This is a genomic window from Micrococcus sp. Mcc89, assembly GCF_024519795.1.
GTDB lineage: Bacteria > Actinomycetota > Actinomycetes > Actinomycetales > Micrococcaceae > Micrococcus > Micrococcus luteus.
Map to the genome: position 1 here is coordinate 52,048 of NZ_JALJRI010000030.1, position 22,367 is coordinate 74,414.

Consider the following 22,367-nt stretch of genomic DNA (forward strand, 5'->3'; position numbering starts at 1 on the left):
TGATCGAGACATGTGCGGCGCTGGGGATGGCGCCGAATCGGGCACAGGAGGGACACATGGATGCGGTGCGCATTCTCGAGGACGAGATCCGGGAGATCGTCCGGCGGCAGGGCATCGATCCGCAGCGTGAGCACGCCCGGGTCCTGACGCTCATCCAGGACGCGGCGGCGGACTACGAGTCCCGCGCGATGGTCAGCTCGTTGCCGGACCTGGAGGATCCCGTGGCGGCGCGGCAGGACCTGTTCGACCGCATCGCGGGCCTCGGGCCGCTCCAGCGGCTCATGGACGATCCCTCCGTGGAGGAGATCTGGCTGAACGCGCCGGACGCCGTCTACTGCGCGCGGTCGGGCCGCTCCGAGCTGACGGGCATCGTCCTGACCGAGGAGGAGGTGCAGGACCTCGTCGAAGTCATGTTGAAGTCCTCGGGCCGGCGGCTGGACCTGTCGATGCCGTTCGTCGACGCGGCCCTGCCAGACGGTTCGCGCCTGCACGTGGCCATCCCCGACATCACGCGGCGGCACTGGGCCGTGAACATCCGGAAGTTCATCGCCCGGGCGCGCCGGCTGGACGACCTCGTCCGGGGCGGTTCCCTCACTCCGACGGCGGCCCGCTTCCTGGACGCGGCCGTGGACGTGGGCATGAACATCCTCGTCAGCGGGGCCACCCAGGCGGGCAAGACCACCCTGCTCAACTGCCTGGCTTCGGCCATCGGCCCGCGGGAGCGGGTGATCACCGTGGAGGAGATCTTCGAGCTGCAGATCCCGGTGCGCGACGTCGTCGGGCTGCAGTGCCGCCAGCCGAACCTGGAGGGCCACGGCGAGATCCCGCTGCGCCGCCTCGTCAAGGAGGCGCTGCGGATGCGCCCGGACCGCCTGATCGTCGGCGAGGTGCGCGAGGCCGAGGCACTGGACATGCTCGTCGCGCTGAACTCCGGCCTGGCCGGCATGTGCACGATCCACGCGAACTCGGCCGCGGACGCGCTCACGAAGCTCTGCACGCTGCCGCTGCTGGCCGGGGAGAACATCTCCCGGGACTTCGTCGTTCCGACGGTCGCCACGTGCATCGACGTCGTCGTGCACTGCGAGCGCGACCGTCAGGGCCGCCGGCGGGTGCGGGAGATCCTCACCGTCGGCTCACGGGTGGAGGGCGGGGTCATCGAGACGTCGGCGCTCTTCCAGCGTGACGCCGAGGGCGACCTGCGCCTCAACGAGGGTGCAAACCTGGAGTTCGAGGCGCTCGCCCGTCGCGGCGTAGACGTCCACGAGCTGGTGGGGCTGCGCTGATGGCCGCGCTGCTGGGGCTCGCGCTCGGCTGCGGCCTGTTCCTGCTGTGGTGGTCCCTCTGGTCCCCTCCCACGGAGAAACCCGGGGCCGCCCGCACCGACTCCCGCCTGCGTGTGCTGATCGCCCAGTCCGGCATCCAGCGTCTCAGCCCGGCCGGCGTCGTGTCCGCCATGGCCGTCGGCGGTCTCGTGGTCGGGCTGCTCGTCCTGTCGCTGACCAGTACGTGGACCATCGCCGCGTGCTTCGCCGTCTTCGGCGCGGCCGTGCCCTGGCTGCTGTTGTCCTGGCAGGCCCGCCGGCGGTCCACGGCACTGCGCGAGCTGTGGCCGGACGCGATCGACCACGCCCGGTCGGCCATCCGCGCGGGCCTGACTCTCCCGGAGGCGCTCATCCAGCTCGGGGAGACCGGGCCGGAGGGGCTGCGCGAGCCGTTCCAGCAGTTCGCCCGGGACTACCGGGCCGGAGCCCGCTTCGTGGACGCACTGGACCGGCTCAAGGCCCGGATGGCCGACCCCGTCGCGGACCGCCTGGTGGTCTCGCTGCGCTTGACCCGCGAGGTCGGCGGCGCCGACATCGGCCGTCTGCTGCAGACCCTCTCCGAGTTCCTCCGGCAGGACGCCCGCATCCGCGCCGAGCTCGAGGCCCGGCAGTCGTGGACCGTGAACGCGGCCCGGTTGGCGGTGTGCGCCCCGTGGCTCGTGCTCCTGCTGCTGGGGACCCAGCCCGCCGCGGTCGCGGCCTACCGGTCCGCCGCCGGCGGGGCCGTGCTCCTCGCCGGCATGGTCGCCTCCGTCGTCTGCTACCGCGTCATGCTCCGCATCGGCGCGCTGCCCCGGGAGAAGCGGGTGTTCGCATGACGTCCGCGCTGATCTGGGCCGCGCTCCTGGGCCTCACCCTCGGGGCGGGACTGCTCCTCATCCTGGTCACCCAGCCGGTGGGCTGGCGCCCCAGCCTCGAGCAACGGGTCGAACCGCAGCTGCGCCACCACATCCCGGCCTCCCGCCTCCTCGAGGAGGAACGTGCGGGCGCCTCGCCCTGGGGAGCGTGGGGACGCATCCTCGATCCCGTGGTGCAGGCCGGAGTCGGCTGGGTCCAGCGCATCTCCCCGGGCGGGGCGGCGCTCGACCGCAAACTGGCCGCCGCGGGGCTGGCGGTCACGTCGACGGACTTCCGTGCCCAGCAGGTCCTGAGCGCGGCCGCGGGGGCCGCCGTGGCGGCCGTCCTCGCGCTCAGCCTCACCGTCACGGGCCGCGTGCCGGTGATCACGGGGGTCGCCCTCGTGATCGCCGGCGGCATGGCCGGGTTCCTGCTCCGGGAGCAGCTGCTCTCCCTGCGGGTGCGACGGCGGCGCGAGGCCATCCTCTCCGAGTTCCCGTCCGTGGCCGAGCTGTTCGCGCTCTCGGTGGGCGCGGGGGAGAGCGCCGCCGGAGCGCTCGAACGCATCGCGGGGACGGCGCGCGGGGAGCTGGCCGGCGAGTTCCGCACCACGCTCGCCGACATGCGTGCCGGGGCGTCGCTGTCCGCGGCGCTCAAGGCCATGGGACGGCGCGTGCAGCTGGCCCCCGTCGAACGGTTCATCGGGGGCGTGCTCATCGCGCTCGACCGCGGCACGCCCCTCGCCGACGTCCTGCGCGCGCAGGCCCAGGACGTGCGTGAGATGGGTCGCCGCGAGCTCATGGAGGCCGCCGGCCGGAAGGAGATCCAGATGATGGTCCCCCTGGTGTTCGGCATCCTCCCGCTCACGGTGATCTTCGCCGTCTTCCCCGGCATCTCCCTGATGCGCCTGGGGTTCTGAAGACCCACAACTGAATAGTCCATCCATCCACCCACGATCACCATCCACTCCGGCCGCACGGGCGGCCGGCCACCCGAGGAGGGGACCATGCTCCACCACCACGCCATCACCGTCCTGGCCGCCCTGCGCGCCCTCATCCACGACGACGTCCGCGACGAGCGCGGCGACGTCCCCGGCTGGGTGATGATCACCCTCATGTCCGCCGTGCTCGTGGCCGGCCTGCTGGCCCTCGCCCTGCCGGCGCTCCAGGGACTGTTCAACCAGGCCATCTCCCAGGTGTCCCAGGGCGGCTGAGCATGCCCCGGGGTGCTGCCCACGGCGCGCAGGCGCCCCGTGGCGGCCACACGGGTGTCCGCTGGCGGGACGACCGGGGCGCCGCGGTGGCCGAGTCCACCATGGTGATGACCCTGGTCGTCCTGCTCTTCGCGGCGCTGCTCCAGGCCGGCGTCGTGATCCACACGCGCAACGTGATGATCGACGCCGCCTCCGCCGGCGCCCGGTACGGGGCGCTCGCGGACCGGAGCCCCGAGGACGGCGTCCAGCGGGCTCGGGAGCTGCTCTCGGCCGGCGTGCCCGGCCAGTCCGGGGCCGACGTCGCCGCGGAGCTCACCAGCCAGGACGGGGTCCCGGTCCTGCGCGTCACGGTCTCGAGCTCGCTGCCCGGCCTGGGGTTCCTGCCGGGCCCGATCCCCGTGGAGGTGAGCGGTCATGCGTTCCGTCAATGACGTCCGCGACGAGCGGGGAGCGGCCACGGTCGAATTCCTGGGCCTCACCCTCGTCCTGTTGATCCCCGTGGTGTACCTGATGATCTACGTCTCCCAGGTCCAGGCCGCGGCGTTCGCCTCGGTCGCCGCCGCTGACCAGGCCGTCAAGGCCGTGGTCGCCGAGGCTGATCACCCCAGCGCAGGCGCCGCCCACGCCACCGTCGAGCTCACGCTGGCCGACTACGGCGTGGGCGCCGGCCAGTACGACCTGACCGTCGGCTGCGATCAGGGCGGCTGTGGCACGCTCGAACCGGGCGAGGTCGTCGCCGTGCGGGTGGACGTGGGGGTGCCCGTCCCTCTCACGCCGGCAGCGTGGTCGCTGACCCCCGTGACGGTGGGTTCCGACGCCCGGCAGACTGTGCCGAGGTTCTGATGCGCCGCCGCCTCACCGCTCGCCTGGGTCACGACGACGGGCAGACCACCGTCCTCACCGTCGGCCTGTGCGCCGTGCTCGTGGCCCTCATGCTGGTCATGCTCGCGGTCACCACCGTGCAGTTGCAGCACCGCCGCCTGCAGTCGCTCGCGGACTCGGCCGCCATCGCCGGGGCAGAGGAGCTCGGCTTCCGGCTGGGGGAGGACCCGGGCGTCGTGCTCTCCGACGACGACGTCGCCGCCTCCGCCAGCGCACACCTCGCGGCCGTCGGTGCCCAGGAGGCCGTGCCCGGGCTCGGCGGGATGAACGCCCGCGTGGCCGACGACGGCACCACCGTCGTCGTCACCCTCGACGCCCGGGCCGATCTGTTCGCCATGACCGGCCCGTTCGCGGGGACACTGCCCCTGTCGGTCCCCCTCGAGGCGACGGGCAGCAGTCGCACTAGCCTGGCCCGGTGATCCGCTTCCTCCACGGCATCGGTGGCCGGCCCGCCCACTTCGAGCCCCTTACTGACGCCCTCGGCGCCGTGGCCGACCTCGCCGCCTCGCCCGCCCTGCCCGGCCACCCGGGCACGGACGCCGGCGGTCAGGGCCGCCCCCGGGCCGCACGGCCGGCGATCGAGGCGGACCCCGTCCTCGACGCCGCCCGCACCTGGGCGGCGCAGGCCGGCCCCGTGCCGGGGCTGCTGATCGGCCACAGCACGGGCGGGGTCATCGCGCTGCGCGCCGTCGCCGACGGGCTGGTGCGGCCCCGCGCCCTCGTGGTCATCGACTCGAACGTCCCGGTGACGGACACCGCCCTGGCCGCCCGGGCGGCCAAGGCCCGCCTCGCCGCCCGCCCGGACTGGCGGAGCGTGCTCCGCGCCTCGCTCGCGCGGGACCTCCTCGTCCCGGAGCCGTGGCGCGAGCGGATCCTGACCGACCTGGACGCCACGCCGGACCATCCGATGCGCGAGCTCTGGGCCGCCGTCCTCGCCGCGGACACCCGTGCCCTCTGGGCCGGCATCACCGTCCCGACGCTATACGTGCGCAGCACCCGGGACGTCCACCAACGGGACCTGGACGCGGTCACGCAGCACGCCACCGTCGTCGATGTCAGCACGGGCCACTGGCCGCACGTCACGGAGCCCGAGGCCGTCGCGGCGGCGATCCGCCGCTGGCACACGACCGGCGTCCACCCCACGCGGTAGGCTGGCCGAATCATGGCTGACACTGACTTCTCCGCGGAGATCGACTCCCTGCGCCACACCCTGGCCTCCATCGAGCAGGTCTCGGACCTCGACCGCATCAAGGCGGACATCGCCGAACTGGAGCAGCAGGCCTCCGCACCGGACCTCTGGGACGACCCGGAGGAGGCCCAGAAGGTCACCTCCAAGCTCTCCCACCGTCAGACGGACCTCAAGCGCATCACCTCCCTGGAGAGCCGCATCGAGGACCTGGAGACCATGGTCGAGCTCGCCGCGGAGGAGGACGAGCCCTCCCTCCTCGACGACGCGAACCAGGAGCTGACCTCCATCCGCAAGGCCCTGGAGGAACTCGAGGCCGTCACGCTGCTCAGCGGCGAGTACGACCAGCGCGACGCCGTCGTGACCATCCGCGCGGGCGCCGGCGGCGTGGACGCGGCCGACTTCGCCGAGACCCTCATGCGCATGTACCTGCGCTGGGCCGAGCAGCGCGGCTGGTCCACCAAGGTCATGGACACCTCCTACGCGGAGGAGGCCGGCCTGAAGTCCGTCACCTTCGAGGTCAACGCGCCCTACGCGTTCGGCACCCTCTCCGTGGAGGCCGGCACGCACCGCCTCGTGCGCATCAGCCCCTTCGACAACCAGGGCCGCCGCCAGACGTCCTTCGCGGCGGTCGAGGTGGTGCCGCTGATCGAGTCGGACGACTCCATCGAGATCCCCGAGTCCGAGATCAAGGTGGACGTGTTCCGCTCCTCGGGCCCCGGCGGCCAGTCCGTGAACACCACGGACTCCGCCGTCCGCATGACGCACCTGCCCACCGGCATCGTCGTGTCCATGCAGAACGAGAAGTCGCAGATCCAGAACCGTGCCGCCGCCCTGCGCGTGCTCCAGTCCCGTCTGCTGCTGCTGCGCAAGGCCGAGGAGGACGCGAAGAAGAAGGAGATGGCCGGCGACGTCAAGGCGTCCTGGGGCGACCAGATGCGCTCCTACGTGCTGAACCCGTACCAGATGGTCAAGGACCTGCGCACGGGCCACGAGGAGGGCAACCCCTCCTCCGTGTTCGACGGCCACATCGACGATTTCGTGGACGCCGGGATCCGCTGGCGCGCCGAGCAGGTCAAGGCCGCCCAGGAGGACTGAGCCCCACGGCGCGGCCCCGCCGCCCAGGCCACCACGACGCCGGCCCGCACCTCCGCAGTGAGGCGCCGGCCGGCGTCGCCGTTCAAGCCCCCGCAGGGGCCTCGGGCCTGGCCCGGGAGACCGGCCCGGTGGGATGCTCGAAGCACCGGGCAGGCGCCCCCGCGCGCCGGTCCGGCACCAGACTCCATTCCCACCCAGGAGGTCGACCAGCATGACCATGCGCGCCGCCCGTTGGCACGGCAAGAAGGACATCCGCATCGAGGAGATCGACTCGCCCACGGCCGGCCCGGGGCAGGTCCTCGTGGACGTCGCGTGGTGCGGCATCTGCGGCACGGACCTGCACGAGTACCTCGAGGGCCCGATCTTCATCCCGCCGGCCGGGCACCCGCACCCGATCTCCGGCGACGCCGCCCCCGTCACGCTCGGCCACGAGATGTCCGGCACCGTCGCCGCCCTGGGCGAGGGCGTCACGGACCTCGAGGTCGGCCAGAAGGTCGTCGTGGAGCCGTACATCGTGCGCGAGGAGGACCGGGACCGACCGGACTACAACCTCGCGCCGGACATGAACTTCATCGGCCTGGGCGGCGACGGCGGCGGACTGGCCGAGCAGATCGCGGTGCAGCGCCGCTGGGTCCACCCGGTGGCCGACTCCGTGCCTCTCGACCAGGCCGCGCTCATCGAGCCGCTCTCCGTGGCCCACCACGCGTGGGTGCGGGCCGGCTCTCCGACGTCGGGCGTGGCAGTGATCGGTGGCGCCGGCCCCATCGGCGCGCTCACGGCGGCCGTGCTCAAGGGCAAGGGCCTGACGGTGTACGTCTCCGAGCTCTCGGAGCTGCGCCGCCAGAAGGTGCTCGAGGCCGGCGTGGTAGACGAGGCATTCGACCCCCGCGAGGTGGACGTGCCCGCGAAGATCCGCGAGCTGCACGACGGCCAGGGCGCGGACGTGGGCTTCGAGTGCACCTCGGTGGACGTGGTGCTGGACATGCTGCTGGACGCGGTGCGTCCCGGCGGGGTGATCGTCAACGAGTCCATCTGGGGCCACGAGCCCGCCGTGGCCCTGCACAAGCTGGTGATGAAGGAGATCGACCTGCGCGGCACCATCGCGTACGCGAACGACCACGCGGACACCATCCGCATGGTCGAGGACGGCGCCGTGGACCTCGCGCCGTTCATCACCGGCAAGATCGGCCTCGACGACCTGGTCGACCAGGGCTTCGAGACCCTCATCCACCACAACGAGACGGCCGTGAAGATCCTCGTCTCGCCCACCGGCCAGGGCCTCTGAGGCTCCGGCCCGATCCCCGGACGTCCCGACGACGGCCCGCACCCGCGCGCTGCGGGTGCGGGCCGTCGTGGTCCCTGTGCCGCGGCGCGCCGTCACAGACGCGTCGCTCCCTGGCGCGCCTGTGACCGGGGTCATAGACTGCATTTGAGTGAATCGTGATGAACCGAGTTGAACGTCCCAGGAGGACCGCATGACCGCCGAGCTGCCCCAGCCTCAGCCCACCGATGCCGTGATCGTGGGCGGTGCCCGCACGCCCTTCACCCGGCTGCTCTCGCAGCAGGCCGACCTGCGCGCCGTGGACCTGGGCGCCCACGCGATCACGCACGCGCTCGAGCGCGCCGGCGTGGCCCCCGAGGACGTGGACATGGTCTACATGGGCCAGGTCGTGCAGGCCGGCGCGGGCCAGAACCCGGCCCGCCAGTCCGCGCTCGCCGCGGGCATCCCGTTGAACGTCCCGGCCATGACGATCAACAAGGTGTGCCTGTCCGGCCTCACCGCCGTGATCGACGCCGCCCGTCTCATCCGCCTCGGCGAGGCGGACGTGGTGGTGGCCGGCGGTCAGGAGTCCATGACCAACGCCCCGCACCTGCTGCCCGGCGCGCGCAAGGGCTTCAAGTACGGACCGGCCACCATGCTCGACGCCGTCGCGTGGGACGGCCTCACCGACTCCCTGAGCCACGAGGCCATGGGCGAGCTGACCGAGTCCGGCAACGGCGAGCGGAACATCGCCCGCGCCGAGCAGGACGAGGTCGCCGCGGCCTCGCACCAGCGGGCCGCCCGGGCCCAGTCCGAGGGCGTCTTCGAGGGCGAGATCGCCCCGGTGGAGATCCCGCAGCGCAAGGGCGACCCGCTGGTCGTCTCCCAGGACGAAGGGGTCCGCCCGGACACGACCGCCGAGTCGCTGGGCGCCCTGCGCCCGGCGTTCGCGAAGGACGGCACCATCACGGCCGGCAACTCCTCGCCCCTGTCCGACGGCGCCGCCGCCCTCGTGGTGACCTCGCGGGCCTTCGCCGAGGAGAAGGGCCTGACGATCCTCGCCACGGTGGGCGCACCCGGCCAGACCGCCGGCCCGGACAGCTCGCAGCTGCACTCGCAGCCTTCGGACGCGATCGCCGCGGCGGTGCGGAAGCAGGGCTGGGACGTGGCCGACCTTGACTTCATCGAGATCAACGAGGCGTTCGGCGCGGTGGCCGTGCAGTCCCTGCGCGACCTCGGCTACCCGCACGAGAAGACCAACATCCACGGCGGCGCCATCGCCCTGGGCCACCCGATCGGCGCCTCCGGCGCCCGGCTGGCCCTGCACGCCGCCCTCGAGCTCGACCGGCGCGACGGCGGCCGCGCGGCCGTCTCGCTCTGCGGCGGCGGCGGCCAGGGCGAGGCCCTGATCCTCTTCCGCTGACAGACCGCCCCTGACAGAAAGGACCCCGGACATGGCTCTCGACAAGACCGTGGCCACGCCCGCCGAGGCGGTGGCGGACGTGCCGGACGGCGCGTCCCTGGCCGTCGGCGGCTTCGGGCTCTCCGGCAACCCCGTGCAGCTCATCGAGGCCCTGCTCGAGCAGGGCGCCACGGACCTGTCCGTCGTCTCCAACAACTGCGGCGTGGACGGCTGGGGCCTGGGCATCCTGCTCGGCGCGCGCCGGCTGCGGAAGATGACCTCCTCCTATGTGGGGGAGAACAAGGAGTTCGCCCGCCAGTACCTCAAGGGCGAGCTCGAGGTGGAGCTCGTCCCGCAGGGCACCCTCGCGGAGAAGCTCCGCGCCGGCGGCGCCGGCATCCCGGCGTTCTACACCCGCTCCGGCGTCGGCACCCAGGTGGCCGAAGGCGGCCTGCCCATGCGCTACGACGCGGACGGCACCGTGGTGAAGTCCTCGCAGGCCAAGCCCACGGACACGTTCGTGCTCGGCGAGGGCTACCTCAGCCAGACCCCGGACGAGCCCGAGACCTATGTGCTCGAACGCTCCATCGTCACCGACTTCTCCCTCGTGCACGCGTGGAAGGGCGACCGCCACGGCAACCTCGTGTTCCGCAAGGCCACCCGCCAGTTCGGCCCGCCCGCGGCCATGGCCGGCCGCGTGTGCATCGCGCAGGTGGAGGAGCTCGTCGAGCCCGGCGAGATCGACCCGGATGACGTGCACCTGCCCGGTGTCTTCGTGCACCGGATCGTGGAGGTCGGCACGGACATCGAGAAGCGGATCGAGAAGCGCACCGTGCGCGCGTCGGGGGAGGGGCGGGCATGAGCGAGCAGACCACCGGGCGTCCCCAGGGCCTGAGCCGCGACCAGATGGCGGCCCGCGCCGCGCAGGAGCTGCCGGACGGCGCCTACGTCAACCTCGGCATCGGCATGCCCACGCTGATCCCCAACCACATCCCCGCCGGGCGGTCCGTGGTGCTGCAGTCCGAGAACGGCATCCTCGGCACGGGCCCGTACCCCACGGAGGACGCCGTGGACCCGGACCTGATCAACGCGGGCAAGGAGACCGTCACCGTGAACCCGGGGGCGTCCTTCTTCGACTCCGCGCTGAGCTTCGGCATGATCCGCGGCGGCAAGATCGACGTCGCCGTCCTGGGCGGCATGGAGGTCTCCGCCGCGGGCGACCTGGCCAACTGGATGGTGCCCGGCAAGATGGTCAAGGGCATGGGCGGTGCGATGGACCTCGTCCACGGCGCCGGCCGCGTGATCGTCATGATGGACCACGTGTCCAAGGACGGCACCCCCAAGATCGTCGACCAGTGCACCCTGCCGCTGACCGGCCGCGCCGTCGTCGACCGCATCATCACGGACCTGGCCGTGATCGACGTCGTCGGCACCCCGGAACAGCCCCGCCTGGCGCTCGTGGAGACCGCGCCCGGCATCACCGAGGAGCAGGTCCGCGCGCTCACCGGCGCGCCGCTGGACTGAGCCGACGACGCCGCCCCGCGGCCCCGGCGCACCGCCTCGGCGGGCATCGGGCCGGCACGGGATAGACTGGACGGCCGCGCCCTGATCGGGGCGCGGCCGTCGCCGTGGACGCTGGAAGGACGTGAGGCCATGGGCAAGAACAGCAAGGGCAAGGCCGCCAAGCAGCCGGCCCCCGGCGAGCGCCAGGTGATCGCCAACAACAAGAAGGCGCGCCACGACTACACCATCCTCGACACGTACGAGGCCGGCATGGTGCTCACCGGCACCGAGGTGAAGTCGCTGCGCGAGGGCAAGGCCTCGCTCGTGGACGGCTTCGCGGTCTTCTACCGGGACGAGCTGTGGCTCGAGCAGGTCTACATCCCGGAGTACCTCAACGGCTCGTGGACCAACCACGCCGCCCGCCGCCGCCGCAAGCTGCTGCTGCACCGCGCCGAGCTGACGAAGATCTCCCGCCAGATCCAGGATCCGGGCCTGACCATCGTGCCGCTGTCCCTGTACTTCCTGAACGGGCGCGTGAAGGTGGAGATCGGCGTCGCGCGCGGCAACCGCGAATACGACAAGCGGCACAAGCTGCGCGAGCAGCAGGACAACCGCGAGGCCCAGCGGGCCATGCGGATGCGCAACCGGCGCGCCGGCGTGGCCTGAGCGCGGTGGACCCCTTGGGAATGCCTCGGGGGCGTGCTACGTTGTATCTCTCGCAGGGCCGGTTTCAGGACCGGCGGGCCTCGCGCCCTCCGCCTGCAGTGGTGATTGACAACCTCATAGAGGAGTCGCCCCCATGGGGCCGATCGGTTTCGACGGTGTGTGTCGCGTCGGGAGAAGCGGGCCGAGGATGCAGAGTCATCTCGTCAAACGCTCTCTGCAAACCAATAAGTGCCGAATCCAAGCGCACTGACTTCGCTCTCGCTGCCTGATCAGTGATCGAGTCCGTCACCCCGAGGTCGCTGTCGCCTCGGATCGTGGCGTCAGCTAGATAGCCACTGGGCGTCACCCTCGCCGGGGGTCGTGACGCCGACATCAATCCGGCTGGGTCCGGGTTGGCCGCCCGTCTGCGGGACGGCCAGGACCGAGCAACACCCACAGCAGACTGCGCCCGGAGAAGACCTGGCAACACCTCATCGGACGCGGGTTCAATTCCCGCCGGCTCCACTCACCACCACGGGAAGGCCCCGGAATCACCCCGATTCCGGGGCCTTCGTCGTGTCCATGCCGGTGTGCGGCGGCCCGCCCCTCAGCCGGCCAGGACGGCGTGCAGGCCCAGGCCGGCGCCCCAGCCGACGACGACGGCCACCAGCCCCAGCCCCAGATGCGCGGTCCACAGGCGGGCGGCTGTGCCCCATCGACGGGCGAGCGCGGCGTCAGCCGCCTCAGCGGCCACGGTGGACCACGTCCCCAGGGCGAGGCAGAACCCGGACACCACGGCGGACACCGCCGCGACGAGCACGAGCCCCTGCCCGTCGCCCCAGCTCTCGGAGGCGTACACCAGCTCCGGCACGGCCAGGCCGACGGTGACGCCGAGGAGCAGGGCCGCCGTCGTGTTGGCGGTGAGCAGACCCCGGGGGCCGAGCCGGTCGGTCAGGCGCCGGCGCACCAGGGCGCCGAGCGCCCCGCCCGCCGCGAGGCAGGCCAGGAGGGCCACCTGGAGGAGAGCGAAGACCTCGTATCCCGCGCCGCTCATGCGTCCTCCGCCGAACGATCCGTCCCGACCGCGCGCGACCCCGGGGCGCCACCGGCGCGCAGGCCGAGCACGGCCGCCGCCGTCGAGAGTGCAGCCATCAGCGCGAGCACCAGCAGCACCGCTACCGCCGCGGCGAGGACGCCACCCGCCCCGGACGCCGCGGCGCCCAGCCGCACCGGCCACAGCACCAGGGCGACGGCGCTGGAGATGGTGGTGAACGCACCGAGGAAGCCGGTTCCCAGCCCCGCCACCAGGCGTGGACGCCAGTCCGGCCCGCGGCGTCGCGAGGCCGCCCACAGCAGGCCGAGCAGGAACGAGCCGAGCACGTTCACCACGAACAGCGGCAGGGCCTGGACCAGCACGTCGACCGCCCCGAACGCGGCGCCGAACGTGCCGCGGAAGTTGGGCGCCCCGGCCAGCGCGGTCACCGCGTTCATCACCCCCGCACCGCACAGCACGCCCGCGGCACCGCCGAGGGCCACCGCACCCGCAGTGCCGGGCCGGCGATCTGTCCCGCGCCCGCCCCTCCGGTCGGCCGTCGTCTCCCCCCGCACTGCTATCAGGCGCCGCCCTCGGTCTCGTCACCCGCGCGGAGGCGGGCGAGGACGTCGTCGTGGAGCAGGCCGTTCGTGGCCAGCGCGTGCCCGCCGAACGGGCCGTCCTCGCCGTCCAGCGAGGTGAAGCGGCCGCCGGCCTCGCGCACGATCGGCACCAGAGCGGCCATGTCATGCAGCTCGAGCTCGGGCTCGGCCGCGATGTCCACGGCGCCCTCGGCGACGAGCATGTAGGACCAGAAGTCGCCGAAGCCGCGCACGCGCCACACGTCCGAGGTGAGCTGCAGGAACGCGCGGATCGAGCCGCGTTCGCGCCAGCCCTCGATCGAGGAGAAGGACAGCGACGCGTCCTCGACCCGGTCCACGCCGGACACGGTGATCCGCTGAGCACGCGTGAGCGAGGTGCCCGCGAAGGCGCCCTGGCCGGCCGCGGCCCACCAGCGACGGTGCAGGGCGGGGGCGGAGACGACGCCGACGACGGGCTCGCCGTCGATCAGCAGCGCGATGAGGGTGGCCCACACGGGCACGCCGCGCACGAAGTTCTTGGTGCCGTCGATGGGGTCGACCACCCACTGCCGGCCGGAGCGGCTCAGAGATCCGCCGAACTCCTCACCCACGATGCCGTCGCGCGCCCGGGCACGGGACAGGGTCGAGCGGATGGACTCCTCGGCGACGCGGTCCGCATCCGTGACAGGGGTGAGATCCGGCTTGGTGCTGACCTCGAGGTCCTGGGCCTTGAACCGGGACATCGTGATCGAGTCCACGTTGTCCGCCAGCATGTGGGCCAGCCGCAGGTCCTCCGTGAGGTCGCGGCCGCGGGTCGCAGGGTTCTCAGGTCGCTCCATGCCGCCCACGCTATACCGCGCGGGCCGCCTCAGTCCTCGGACGACGCCGCGTCCTCCGCCCCCGAGGGGGCCAGCCGGTTGCCGAGCAGACGCCGCAGCGAGGCCAGGCGTGCCGCTCCCGAGGGGCCGGCGTGGCCCGCGGCCACCCATGCGTCCAGGCCGCAGCCGGGGGAGTCGGCGGTGTGGGTGCAGCCGCGCGGGCAGTCCGCCAGCCCGCCGGCGAGGTCGTCGAACGCCTCCACCACGCGGTCCGGCTCGACCCAGCCCAGCCCGAAGGACCGGATGCCGGGGGTGTCCACCACCCAGGTGTCCGGCAGGGGGGCGCCGTCGTCGCCCGTCAGCGGCAGTGCGAGCGCGGACGAGGAGGTGTGCCGGCCCCGGCCGGTGACGGCGTTGACGTGGCCGGTGGCCCGTTCCGCGCCGGTGAGCGCGTTCAGCAGCGTGGACTTGCCGACGCCGGAGGGCCCCACGAACGCGCTCGTGTGCCCGATCAGCCGCTCGGCCACCCGGGCCACGAGCGAGGCGTCCAGGGCGGTGTCCCCGGTCTCGGCCTCGAAGGTCGCCGCACCGGAGGTCATCACCTCCAGGTCCAGGGCCTCGTAGTGCGCCACCAGCGCGGCCGGATCACGCAGGTCGGTCTTCGTGATGAGCAGCACCGGGTGGATGCCGGCGTCGTAGCAGGCGACCAGGGCGCGGTCGATGAAGCCGGTCCGGGGCTCCGGATTGGCCGCGGCCACCATGATCACCAGCAGGTCGGCGTTGGCCACCACCACCCGCTCGACCTCGTCCGAGTCGTCCGCCGACCGGCGCAGGACCGTGCTGCGCTCCTCGACACGGACGATGCGTGCGAGCGTGCCCTCGTCCCCGGAGAGGTCCCCGACGACGGCCACCCGGTCGCCCGTGGCGATCGGCGTGCGGCGCAGCTCGCGGGCGCGCATCGCCGTGATCCGCTCGTCCAGGCGATCCGGCAGCACCACGGCGTACCGGCCGCGGTCCACCGTGGTGACCATGCCGACCTGCGCATCCTCGTGCTTGGGCCGCTCCTTGGTGCGCGGGCGGGTGCCGCGTTTGGACGGGCGCACCCGGACATCGGACTCGTCCCACGCGGAGGGATCGAGGCGCCGGGCCATCAGCGGGCCTCCTCGGCCGCATCGCCGGGTGCCACGAGCGCGGTCCACAGTGCGGGGAAGTCCGGCATCGTCTTCGCGGTGGTCGCCACGTCCACGATGCCGGTCCCCGGCACGCGCAGGCCGACGACGGCGGCGAAGGTCGCCATCCGGTGGTCGTGGTAGGTCTCGAGGGCGGCGGGCGACAGCGGCCCCGACGCGTCCGTCCCCGGGAAGCCGAGCGACGTCTCGTCCTCGTCCACGGTGATCCCCAGGCGGGCGGCCTCGGCGGTGAGCGCGGCGAGCCGGTCCGTCTCATGGCCCCGCAGATGGCCGATCCCCGTCAGGCGGGTGGGCCCGGAGGCCAGCAGGGCGAGCGCGGCCGCGGTGGGGGCGAGCTCGGCCGTGTCCGCGATCTCACCGGCGCCGGTGATGCGGGGCGCGCCGTCGTCGTGGACCGCCCCCGTCACCGTGAGCCGGCCGCGGGAGCGGTCCGTGCGGTCGACCGTGAGGGCCACGCTCGCCCCGAACTGCGGCAGGATCCGCCGCCAGCGGTCGCCGATCTGCGTCGTGCGGGTGGGCCAGTCCGGCACCGTCACGGAGCCGCCCGTGGCCACGGCGGCGGCCAGGAAGGGGCCTGCGTTGGACAGGTCCGGCTCGACGGTCGCCTCGTGTACCGGGATGCGCCCCGGGGCCACGGTCCACGCCCCGGGACCCGTCTCGGCGACGTCCACCTCGAGCGCGCGCAGCACCCCGACGGTCATCGCGACGTGCTCCGGACTCGGCACGGTCTGCCCGGTGTGCCGCAGCCGGAGGCCGCGCGGCATCCCCGCGGCCGCCAGCAGCGCGGCGGACAGGAACTGGGAGGAGCCGGAGGCGTCGACCGCGACCTCCGGCACGTCGCCGTCGGGGGCCACCGTGGCCGCGTCCGCGCGGGTCGTCATCGTGAAGGGCAGGCGACCGGGCTCGCCCTCCTCGTTGACGGCCACCCCGAGCTGGCGCAGCGCGTCCAGGACCGGGGCCATCGGGCGCAGGCGCGCGCCGGCGTCGCCGTCGAAGCGGACCCGGCCGGGCCGCAGCGCGGCGACGAACGGGACGAAGCGCATGACCGTCCCCGCCAGTCCGCAGTCCACGGCGACATCCCCGGCCAGCGGCTCGCCGACCGGCATCGGATGCACCCGCAGTCCGCCGTCGGACAGGGGCTCGAACCGGGCCCCGAGCGCTGTGAGCGCCGTGCGCATCAATGCCGTGTCCCGCGACTCGAGGACGCCGTGCAGGACGCACGGACCGTCGGCGAGCGCGGCGAGCACGAGATGCCGGTTCGTCAGCGACTTCGATCCCGGCAGCCGCACCTCTCCGCGCACCGGGCCGCGCGCCACGGGCGCGGGCCAGGTCTCGGCGGCGTCGGGACGGGGGGCGGGGGAGTGCGCGGCGGCACGCGTGGGGCGGGTCACCGGACCAGCCTATCCGGCGGCTGTCGGCCGGGGTCGGCCTGTCGCGGGGGAATACCTGGAACGCTCCTGGCGCTCCACTGGACGACCCCGTACCCGTGTCGGCGCACCGGTCCCGCTCGCCGCGGACCGCAGCCGGAGAGGAGCCCCGCATGAGCGCCGCCCTGCTGACGCATCCCTCCCGGACCGTAGACTGGCCCGCGATGAGCACTGACAACAGCCGGCCGGAATTCGCCCGGCCCGAGGACGCCCCCGAGCACGACCGCGCCGACATCGACGTCGCCGCCGAGTCCGAACAGCAGCGCCGTGCCCGGTTCGAGCGTGACGCCCTCGAGTTCGTGGACCAGTTGTACTCCGCTGCGCTGCGCATGACGCGCAACCCGCAGGACGCCGAGGACCTGGTCCAGGAGGCGTACACGAAGGCCTACTCCTCGTTCCACCAGTACCGGCCCGGCACCAACCTCAAGGCCTGGCTCTACCGGATCCTCACGAACACGTACATCAACCTCTACCGCAAGCGGCAGCGCCAGCCCCTCGAGGCGGACAACCCTGAGGTGGAGGACTGGCAGATGGCCCGGGCCGCCGAGCACACCTCCGGTGGCCTGCGCTCGGCCGAGACGGAGGCCCTCGACCGGCTGCCCGACTCCCAGGTGAAGGACGCCCTGCAGGCGATCCCGGAGGAGTTCCGGCTCGCCGTCTACTTCGCGGACGTGGAGGGCTTCGCCTACAAGGAGATCGCCGAGATCCTCGACGTGCCGATCGGCACCGTCATGTCGCGGCTGCACCGCGGCCGCAAGCAGCTGCGCGAGCGCCTCGCGGACTACGCGGCCGCGCGCGGCATCAAGGCCCAGCCGAAGAAGAAGACCGGGCGCGGCGGCACGAAGCAGACCGAGACGAGCACGAAGGAGGCCACGCGATGACCGCGGACCAGCACGGCCATGAGTGCCGCGACGCCCAGGACGCCTCCCTGGAGCGGCTGTACCAGTACCTGGACGGCGCCCTGACGCCCGAGGACATCGAGCAGGTGCGCGCCCACGTGGCGGAGTGTCCGGACTGCCGGCACCAGAAGGAGCTCGAAGAGCTCATCCGCTCGGCGGTGCGTCGCAGCTGCCAGGAGAAGGCGCCCGCGCAGCTGCGGGCCACCATCATGACCCGCATCACCCAGATCTCGACGACGACCGTCACCTGGGGCTGACACCGCGACATGCGGACCCGTGGGCACCCGATCGGGCGCCCCGACGATGACGAAGGGCCGTCCCCTGAGGGGACGGCCCTTCGTGGTCTGCGGTCGCCGAGTGGCACCCGGCCGGTCCGCGACGCCGATCAGCGGATCAGGCGTTGGGACGCTTGCCGTGGTTGGCGCCGTTCCTGCGGCGGTCGCGACGCTTGCGTGCACGCTTGCTCATGACGTCTCCCTTCAACGAGTCGGTCGGTGGTCCATTCTGTCACATCAGGCCGTGGGCTCAGGCAGACCGAGCCACTGGTACCAGCCCCGGTGCAGCACGAGCCACGCGATGAGCCCGTGGCCCGCCTGGCCCGGCCGGCCCTGGCCGGAGGCGAGGTCCGCGCGCCACTGCTCGTGTCCCACCAGCGGGGTGAACGTGTCCACGTACACGTGGTTGCGCCGGTCGGCCACATCCAGGTAGGCGGCGTTGAGCTCGGCGAGCCGGGCGTTGCGCTGCTCGTCCAGGGTGGGCGTGGGGCCCACCACGAGCACCGGGATGTTCCGCTGCGAGGCGGTGTCCAGGACGTTGGCCAGGTTCAGCCGCGAGCGGGCGGTCGAGGTGGCCTCCAGGTCCAGGTCCGCGTCGGACAGGGCCACGACGAGGCGGTTCTCCGTCTCCTCGGAGAAGCGCCGCGAGGCCTCGCCCCACCAGCGCTCGTTGAGGTCCTCGGTGGTCTCGTGCGGCACGGCCAGCACGTAGTTCTCCAGCTCCACGTCGGGGGCCTGGGTGCGGGCGAGCACGCGGCCCCACCAGCCGATGGCGCGGGCGTCGCCCGCACCGGCCAGCAGCTGGTCGCCGACGGCGGCGATCCGGATCCGGCGGTTGTGCACAGTGTGTCCTTTCGTCGGCCGATCCGGCGCCGCCGCCGCACCGGAGGGTGCGGCGGCGGCGCAGGGTCGGTCCGGGTCAGCGGCCGAAGGCGGCGTCCAGCAGCGTGCTGAGCTCCTGGTCGTGGCGGCCCTTGGTGCCCGCGGAGGTCGCGGCCGAGGCCGGGCGGGACACGAGGGTCACGGGGCCGTCGAGCTGCGGCACGAGGTTCAGTGCCATGAACGGCCACGGGCCCTGGTTCGCGGGCTCGTCCTGCACCCAGGTGACGTCGGCGACCGGGTAGGCGCGGAGCGCCTTGCGGATCTCGTCGAGCGGCAGCGGGTAGAGCTGCTCCACCCGCACGATCGCGGTGGACGTGTCACCGGACTTCTCGCGGCGGGCGAGCAGGTCGTAGTACAGCCGGCCGGAGACCAGCAGCACGCGCGTGACGTCCTTGGCGTCCACCCCGGCGTCCGGGATGACCGGCTGGAAGCGGCCCTCGGTGAAGTCCTCCACCGAGTTCGCGGCGGCCTTGAGGCGCAGCAGCTGCTTCGGGGTGAACACGATGAGGGGCCGACGCGGGCGGGCGTAGGCGTGCTCGCGCAGCAGGTGGAAGTGGTTCGCGCCCGTGGAGGGGTTGACCACGCGCATGTTGTCCTCGGCGCACATCTGCAGGAACCGCTCGATGCGGGCGGAGGAGTGGTCCGGCCCCTGTCCCTCGTAGCCGTGGGGGAGGAGCAGGACCACGGACGAGGTCTGCGACCACTTCTGATCGGCCGAGGAGATGAACTCGTCGATGATCGTCTGCGCGCCGTTCACGAAGTCGCCGAACTGGGCCTCCCACAGCACGAGGGCGTCGGAGCGCTCCACGGAGTAGCCGTACTCGAAGCCGAGGGCGGCGTACTCGGACAGCAGCGAGTTGTAGACCCAGAACTTCGCCTGGTCCTCGGAGAGGTGCTTCAGCGGCGCCCACGTGTCGCCGGTGATCCGGTCGTGGAACACCGAGTGGCGCTGCGTGAAGGTGCCGCGCTGGGAGTCCTGGCCCGCCAGGCGGACCGGCACGCCCTCCATGAGCAGCGAGCCGAAGGCCGCCAGCTCGGCGAAGCCCCAGTCGATGCCGCCGTCGACGGCCATCTTGGCGCGGCGCTCGAGCAGGGCCGCGAGCTTGGGGTGGACCGTGAAGCCCTCGGGCACGTCGATGTGCGCCTGCCCGATGGCCCGCAGCGTCTCGGCCGAGATGGCCGTGGACGCCGGCGCCTCCGGGGCCGCGTCCCGGTCCTCGGCCGGGCGGAGGCCCTCTCCGCCGGAGGCGGGCGCGTCCTCGTGGGTCTCCGCGAAGACCCGCTCCAGCTGCTGCTGGTAGTCCTTCAGGGCGCTGTCCGCCTCCTCCTGCGTGATGTCGCCGCGGCCCACGAGGGACTCGACGTACAGCTTGCGGGTGGAGCGCTTCTGCTCGATGAGGTTGTACATGCGCGGCTGCGTCATCGACGGGTCGTCGCCCTCGTTGTGGCCGCGGCGGCGGTAGCAGACGAGGTCGATGACGACGTCCTTGTTGAACCGCTGGCGGTACTCGAAGGCGAGCTGGGCCACGTGCACCACGGACTCCGGCTCGTCGCCGTTGACGTGGAAGATCGGGGCCTGGATGGTCTTGGCCACGTCGGTGGAGTACACCGCGGAGCGCGCCTGGGTCGGCGGCGTGGTGAAGCCCACCTGGTTGTTCACGACCACGTGGATGGTGCCGCCGGTGCGGTAGCCGGGCAGCTGTGAGAGCTGCAGCACCTCGGCCACGACGCCCTGGCCGGCGAAGGCCGCGTCGCCGTGCACCAGGATCGGCAGCACGGAGAAGGAGTCCGGGCGCTGGCCGCCCAGGTCGAGGCGGTCCTGCTTGGCGCGCACGACGCCCTCGAGGACCGGATCCACGGCCTCCAGGTGCGAGGGGTTGGCGGCGAGGTACACGCGGGTGCTGTTGCCGGCGTCGGACACGAAGGTGCCCTCGGTGCCCATGTGGTACTTCACGTCGCCCGAGCCCGAGGCGCCGCCCGGGGTGGCCCCCTCGAACTCGCGGAAGACCTGGCTGTAGGTCTTGCCGGCGATGTTCGTCAGCACGTTCAGGCGACCGCGGTGCGCCATGCCGATGGCGACCTCGTCCAGACCGGCGTCGGCGGCGTCTCCGAGGATGCCGTCCAGCAGCGGGATGAGGGACTCGCCGCCCTCGAGGGAGAAGCGCTTCTGGCCGATGTACTTGGTCTGCAGGAACGTCTCGAACGCCTCCGCGGCGTTGAGGCGGCCCAGGATGCGCAGCTGCTCCTCGCGGGTGGGCTTGGCGTACGGCTGCTCGAGCTTCTCCTGGAACCAGGCGCGCTCGGCCGGGTCCTGGATGTGCATGTACTCGACGCCGATGGTGCGGCAGTACGCGTCACGCAGCACGCCGAGGATCTTGCGCAGGGTCAGGCTGCTCGCCCCGCCGAAGCCGCCGGTGGGCCACTGACGGTCCAGGTCCCACAGGGTGAGCCCGTGCTCGCGGATGTCGAGGTCCGGGTGGTAGGCCATCGAGTACTCGAGCGGGTCCACGTTGGCCAGCAGGTGGCCGCGGTCCCGGTACGCGTGGATGAGCTGCTGGATGCGGGCGACCTTGCCGATCTGCTCCTCCGGGTTCACCTGCACGTCCTGGGCCCAGCGGACGGGCTCGTAGGGGATGCGCAGGGAGTGGAAGACCTCGTCGTAGAAGCCGTCCTCGCCCAGCAGGAGGCCGTGCACGATCTTCAGGAACTCGCCCGAGCCGGCACCCTGGATCACGCGGTGGTCGTACGTGGAGGTGAGGGTGATCGTCTTGGAGATCGCCAGGTCGTGCAGCGTGGACTCGGCGGCGCCCTGGAAGGCGGCCGGATAGGTCAGCGCGCCGACGCCGATGATGGCGGCCTGGCCCTGGGACAGGCGGGGCACCGAGTGCACGGTGCCGATGCCGCCCGGGTTGGTCAGGGAGACCGTGGTGCCGGCGTAGTCGTCCATCGTCAGCTTGTTCTTGCGGGCGCGCTGGACGAGGTCGTCGTACGCCTTCCAGAAGCCGCGGAAGTCGAGGGTCTCGGCGGCCTTCACGTTCGGGACCACGAGCGCGCGGGTGCCGTCCGGGCGGGGCAGGTCGATGGCCAGGCCGAAGTTCACGTGGGCCGGCTCCACCATGGTGGGCTTGCCGTCGCGCTCCTCGTAGGTCACGTTCATCGAGGGCATGGCCGCGAGCGCGCGGACCACGGCGTAGCCGATGAGGTGGGTGAAGGAGACCTTGCCGCCGCGGGTGCGGGCCAGGTGGCTGTTGATGACCACGCGGTTGTCGATCAGCACCTTGGCCGGCAGGTCGCGCACGGTGGTGGCGGTGGGCATGGACAGGGAGGCGTCCATGTTCGTGGCCACGGCCTTGGCCATGCCCTTGAGGACGGTGGCCTTCTCCTGCTTCTCGTCCGCGGTGGTGGCGGTGGTGTCGGCGGGCTCGGAGGGCACGGCCTGGGCCGCCGGGGTCTTCTTGGGCTTGGGGCCGGTGCTGACCGAGGTCTCCTTGGGCTGCGCACCCCGGGCCGGGGCGGTCGCCGCCTTCGGCTCGGTCACCTTGGCGGAGGCCTTCGGCTCGGCCCGGGCGGCGGTCTTCGGCTCGGTCTTGGCGGCGGCCTTCGGCTCGGCCTCGGCGGCGGGGGCGCTGGCCTCGAGACGGGCGAAGATCTGTGCCCACTGCCGGTCCACGGAACCGGAGTCCTCGCGGTACTTCCGGTAGATCTCGGCCACGAGCCGTTCGTTCCCCGGGAACTCCTGTGCGAGCCGGTCCGACGTGAGTTCTGGCACTGTGTAACGCCTCTTCCTGAGCCTTGGGATGCGATGTGCTGCGCCGGGCCACCCGCGCGGCGCGCGTGGGGCCGGGAACGCCTCGAGACATCATAGTTCTTCGACGCCCCCGGTCGGAATGCCGCGGCCCCGGCTCGACTCCGC

The 22,367-nt window shown here is 72.7% G+C and carries 24 protein-coding genes and 1 other RNA gene; 17 read left to right on the forward strand and 8 right to left on the reverse strand.

From position 1 onward, the window contains the following. Positions 1-56 precede the first annotated feature (56 nt). The 15 genes from NR072_RS04230 (at position 57) to ssrA (ending at position 11,877) form a co-directional block, all read left to right on the forward strand. Positions 57-1,283: a CpaF family protein gene (locus NR072_RS04230; protein ID WP_041104284.1), complete on the forward strand. Its 1,227-nt coding sequence runs from the start codon at positions 57-59 to the stop codon at positions 1,281-1,283. Next, positions 1,283-2,140 (forward strand): type II secretion system F family protein, encoded by an 858-nt coding sequence (locus tag NR072_RS04235; protein ID WP_060974324.1) that lies wholly within the window; start codon positions 1,283-1,285, stop codon positions 2,138-2,140. The genes NR072_RS04230 and NR072_RS04235 overlap by 1 nt, the downstream gene beginning before the upstream one ends. Continuing rightward, a complete protein-coding gene (locus NR072_RS04240) occupies positions 2,137-3,078 on the forward strand; it encodes a type II secretion system F family protein (RefSeq protein WP_060974325.1) in 942 nt (313 codons plus the stop codon). The genes NR072_RS04235 and NR072_RS04240 overlap by 4 nt, the downstream gene beginning before the upstream one ends. An 87-nt stretch (positions 3,079-3,165) precedes the next feature. Next, positions 3,166-3,372: a hypothetical protein gene (locus NR072_RS04245; RefSeq protein WP_010079078.1), complete on the forward strand. Its 207-nt coding sequence runs from the start codon at positions 3,166-3,168 to the stop codon at positions 3,370-3,372. 2 nt (positions 3,373-3,374) lie between these two features. Next, entirely contained in the window at positions 3,375-3,803 is a 429-nt protein-coding gene (locus NR072_RS04250) for a TadE/TadG family type IV pilus assembly protein (protein ID WP_036381779.1), read from the forward strand. Further along, the gene (locus NR072_RS04255) at positions 3,787-4,215 is read left to right on the forward strand and encodes a hypothetical protein (RefSeq protein ID WP_036313982.1); all 429 of its coding nucleotides are present in this window, start codon (positions 3,787-3,789) and stop codon (positions 4,213-4,215) included. Before NR072_RS04250 ends, NR072_RS04255 begins: the two co-directional genes overlap by 17 nt. Next, positions 4,215-4,673 carry a Tad domain-containing protein gene (locus NR072_RS04260; RefSeq protein ID WP_036381775.1) on the forward strand — a complete coding sequence of 153 codons (459 nt, stop codon included), beginning with the start codon at positions 4,215-4,217 and terminating at the stop codon, positions 4,671-4,673. Before NR072_RS04255 ends, NR072_RS04260 begins: the two co-directional genes overlap by 1 nt. Beyond that, the gene (locus NR072_RS04265) at positions 4,670-5,404 is read left to right on the forward strand and encodes an alpha/beta fold hydrolase (RefSeq protein WP_095353822.1); all 735 of its coding nucleotides are present in this window, start codon (positions 4,670-4,672) and stop codon (positions 5,402-5,404) included. The genes NR072_RS04260 and NR072_RS04265 overlap by 4 nt, the downstream gene beginning before the upstream one ends. Before the next feature lie 12 nt (positions 5,405-5,416). After that, positions 5,417-6,538, forward strand: coding sequence for a peptide chain release factor 2 (prfB, locus tag NR072_RS04270; protein ID WP_256836281.1), 1,122 nt, complete (start codon positions 5,417-5,419; stop codon positions 6,536-6,538). 217 nt (positions 6,539-6,755) lie between these two features. Next, on the forward strand, positions 6,756-7,823 hold the full coding sequence (locus NR072_RS04275; RefSeq protein WP_041104337.1) for a 2,3-butanediol dehydrogenase: 1,068 nt from the start codon (positions 6,756-6,758) through the stop codon (positions 7,821-7,823). Positions 7,824-8,013: 190 nt separating this feature from the next. After that, entirely contained in the window at positions 8,014-9,222 is a 1,209-nt protein-coding gene (locus NR072_RS04280; RefSeq protein WP_041104293.1) for an acetyl-CoA C-acetyltransferase, read from the forward strand. A 31-nt stretch (positions 9,223-9,253) separates the two neighbouring features. Next, entirely contained in the window at positions 9,254-10,063 is an 810-nt protein-coding gene (locus tag NR072_RS04285) for a CoA transferase subunit A (RefSeq protein WP_041104295.1), read from the forward strand. Next, positions 10,060-10,725 carry a CoA transferase subunit B gene (locus NR072_RS04290; RefSeq protein WP_044659239.1) on the forward strand — a complete coding sequence of 222 codons (666 nt, stop codon included), beginning with the start codon at positions 10,060-10,062 and terminating at the stop codon, positions 10,723-10,725. Before NR072_RS04285 ends, NR072_RS04290 begins: the two co-directional genes overlap by 4 nt. A gap of 129 nt (positions 10,726-10,854) precedes the next feature. Further along, on the forward strand, positions 10,855-11,370 hold the full coding sequence (gene smpB, locus NR072_RS04295; protein WP_044659238.1) for an SsrA-binding protein SmpB: 516 nt from the start codon (positions 10,855-10,857) through the stop codon (positions 11,368-11,370). A 135-nt stretch (positions 11,371-11,505) separates the two neighbouring features. Continuing rightward, positions 11,506-11,877, forward strand: a transfer-messenger RNA (tmRNA) gene (gene ssrA, locus NR072_RS04300). Between the two features lie 79 nt (positions 11,878-11,956). On the opposite strand, the gene NR072_RS04305 is transcribed toward ssrA, so the two are convergent. The 5 genes from NR072_RS04305 to aroA all read right to left on the reverse strand — a co-directional run bounded on the left by NR072_RS04305 (position 11,957) and on the right by aroA (position 16,362). Next, a complete protein-coding gene (locus tag NR072_RS04305; protein WP_041104299.1) occupies positions 11,957-12,403 on the reverse strand; it encodes a CrcB family protein in 447 nt (148 codons plus the stop codon). Then, positions 12,400-12,885 (reverse strand): CrcB family protein, encoded by a 486-nt coding sequence (locus NR072_RS04310; protein ID WP_041104301.1) that lies wholly within the window; start codon positions 12,883-12,885, stop codon positions 12,400-12,402. The genes NR072_RS04305 and NR072_RS04310 overlap by 4 nt, the downstream gene beginning before the upstream one ends. A gap of 77 nt (positions 12,886-12,962) precedes the next feature. Next, positions 12,963-13,802 (reverse strand): histidinol-phosphatase, encoded by an 840-nt coding sequence (gene hisN / locus NR072_RS04315; protein ID WP_101967150.1) that lies wholly within the window; start codon positions 13,800-13,802, stop codon positions 12,963-12,965. Between the two features lie 29 nt (positions 13,803-13,831). Next, on the reverse strand, positions 13,832-14,932 hold the full coding sequence (gene rsgA, locus NR072_RS04320) for a ribosome small subunit-dependent GTPase A (RefSeq protein WP_044659234.1): 1,101 nt from the start codon (positions 14,930-14,932) through the stop codon (positions 13,832-13,834). After that, positions 14,932-16,362 (reverse strand): 3-phosphoshikimate 1-carboxyvinyltransferase, encoded by a 1,431-nt coding sequence (aroA, locus tag NR072_RS04325; RefSeq protein ID WP_095353824.1) that lies wholly within the window; start codon positions 16,360-16,362, stop codon positions 14,932-14,934. The genes rsgA and aroA overlap by 1 nt, the downstream gene beginning before the upstream one ends. Before the next feature lie 200 nt (positions 16,363-16,562). Between aroA and NR072_RS04330 the strand changes: the two genes are divergently transcribed. Next, complete coding sequence (locus tag NR072_RS04330; RefSeq protein WP_036314006.1) at positions 16,563-17,279, forward strand: sigma-70 family RNA polymerase sigma factor; 717 nt, start codon at positions 16,563-16,565, stop codon at positions 17,277-17,279. Beyond that, the gene (rsrA, locus tag NR072_RS04335; protein ID WP_073115764.1) at positions 17,276-17,554 is read left to right on the forward strand and encodes a mycothiol system anti-sigma-R factor; all 279 of its coding nucleotides are present in this window, start codon (positions 17,276-17,278) and stop codon (positions 17,552-17,554) included. The genes NR072_RS04330 and rsrA overlap by 4 nt, the downstream gene beginning before the upstream one ends. Positions 17,555-17,690: 136 nt before the next feature. On the opposite strand, the gene NR072_RS11540 is transcribed toward rsrA, so the two are convergent. The 3 genes from NR072_RS11540 to NR072_RS04345 form a co-directional block, all read right to left on the reverse strand. Further along, positions 17,691-17,765, reverse strand: a complete 75-nt coding sequence (locus tag NR072_RS11540) for a 50S ribosomal protein bL37 (protein ID WP_095346645.1) — start codon at positions 17,763-17,765, stop codon at positions 17,691-17,693. Between the two features lie 44 nt (positions 17,766-17,809). Further along, positions 17,810-18,415, reverse strand: a complete 606-nt coding sequence (locus tag NR072_RS04340; protein ID WP_041104309.1) for a GDSL-type esterase/lipase family protein — start codon at positions 18,413-18,415, stop codon at positions 17,810-17,812. 76 nt (positions 18,416-18,491) lie between these two features. Next, positions 18,492-22,223: a multifunctional oxoglutarate decarboxylase/oxoglutarate dehydrogenase thiamine pyrophosphate-binding subunit/dihydrolipoyllysine-residue succinyltransferase subunit gene (locus tag NR072_RS04345; RefSeq protein ID WP_256836298.1), complete on the reverse strand. Its 3,732-nt coding sequence runs from the start codon at positions 22,221-22,223 to the stop codon at positions 18,492-18,494. Positions 22,224-22,367 lie beyond the last annotated feature (144 nt).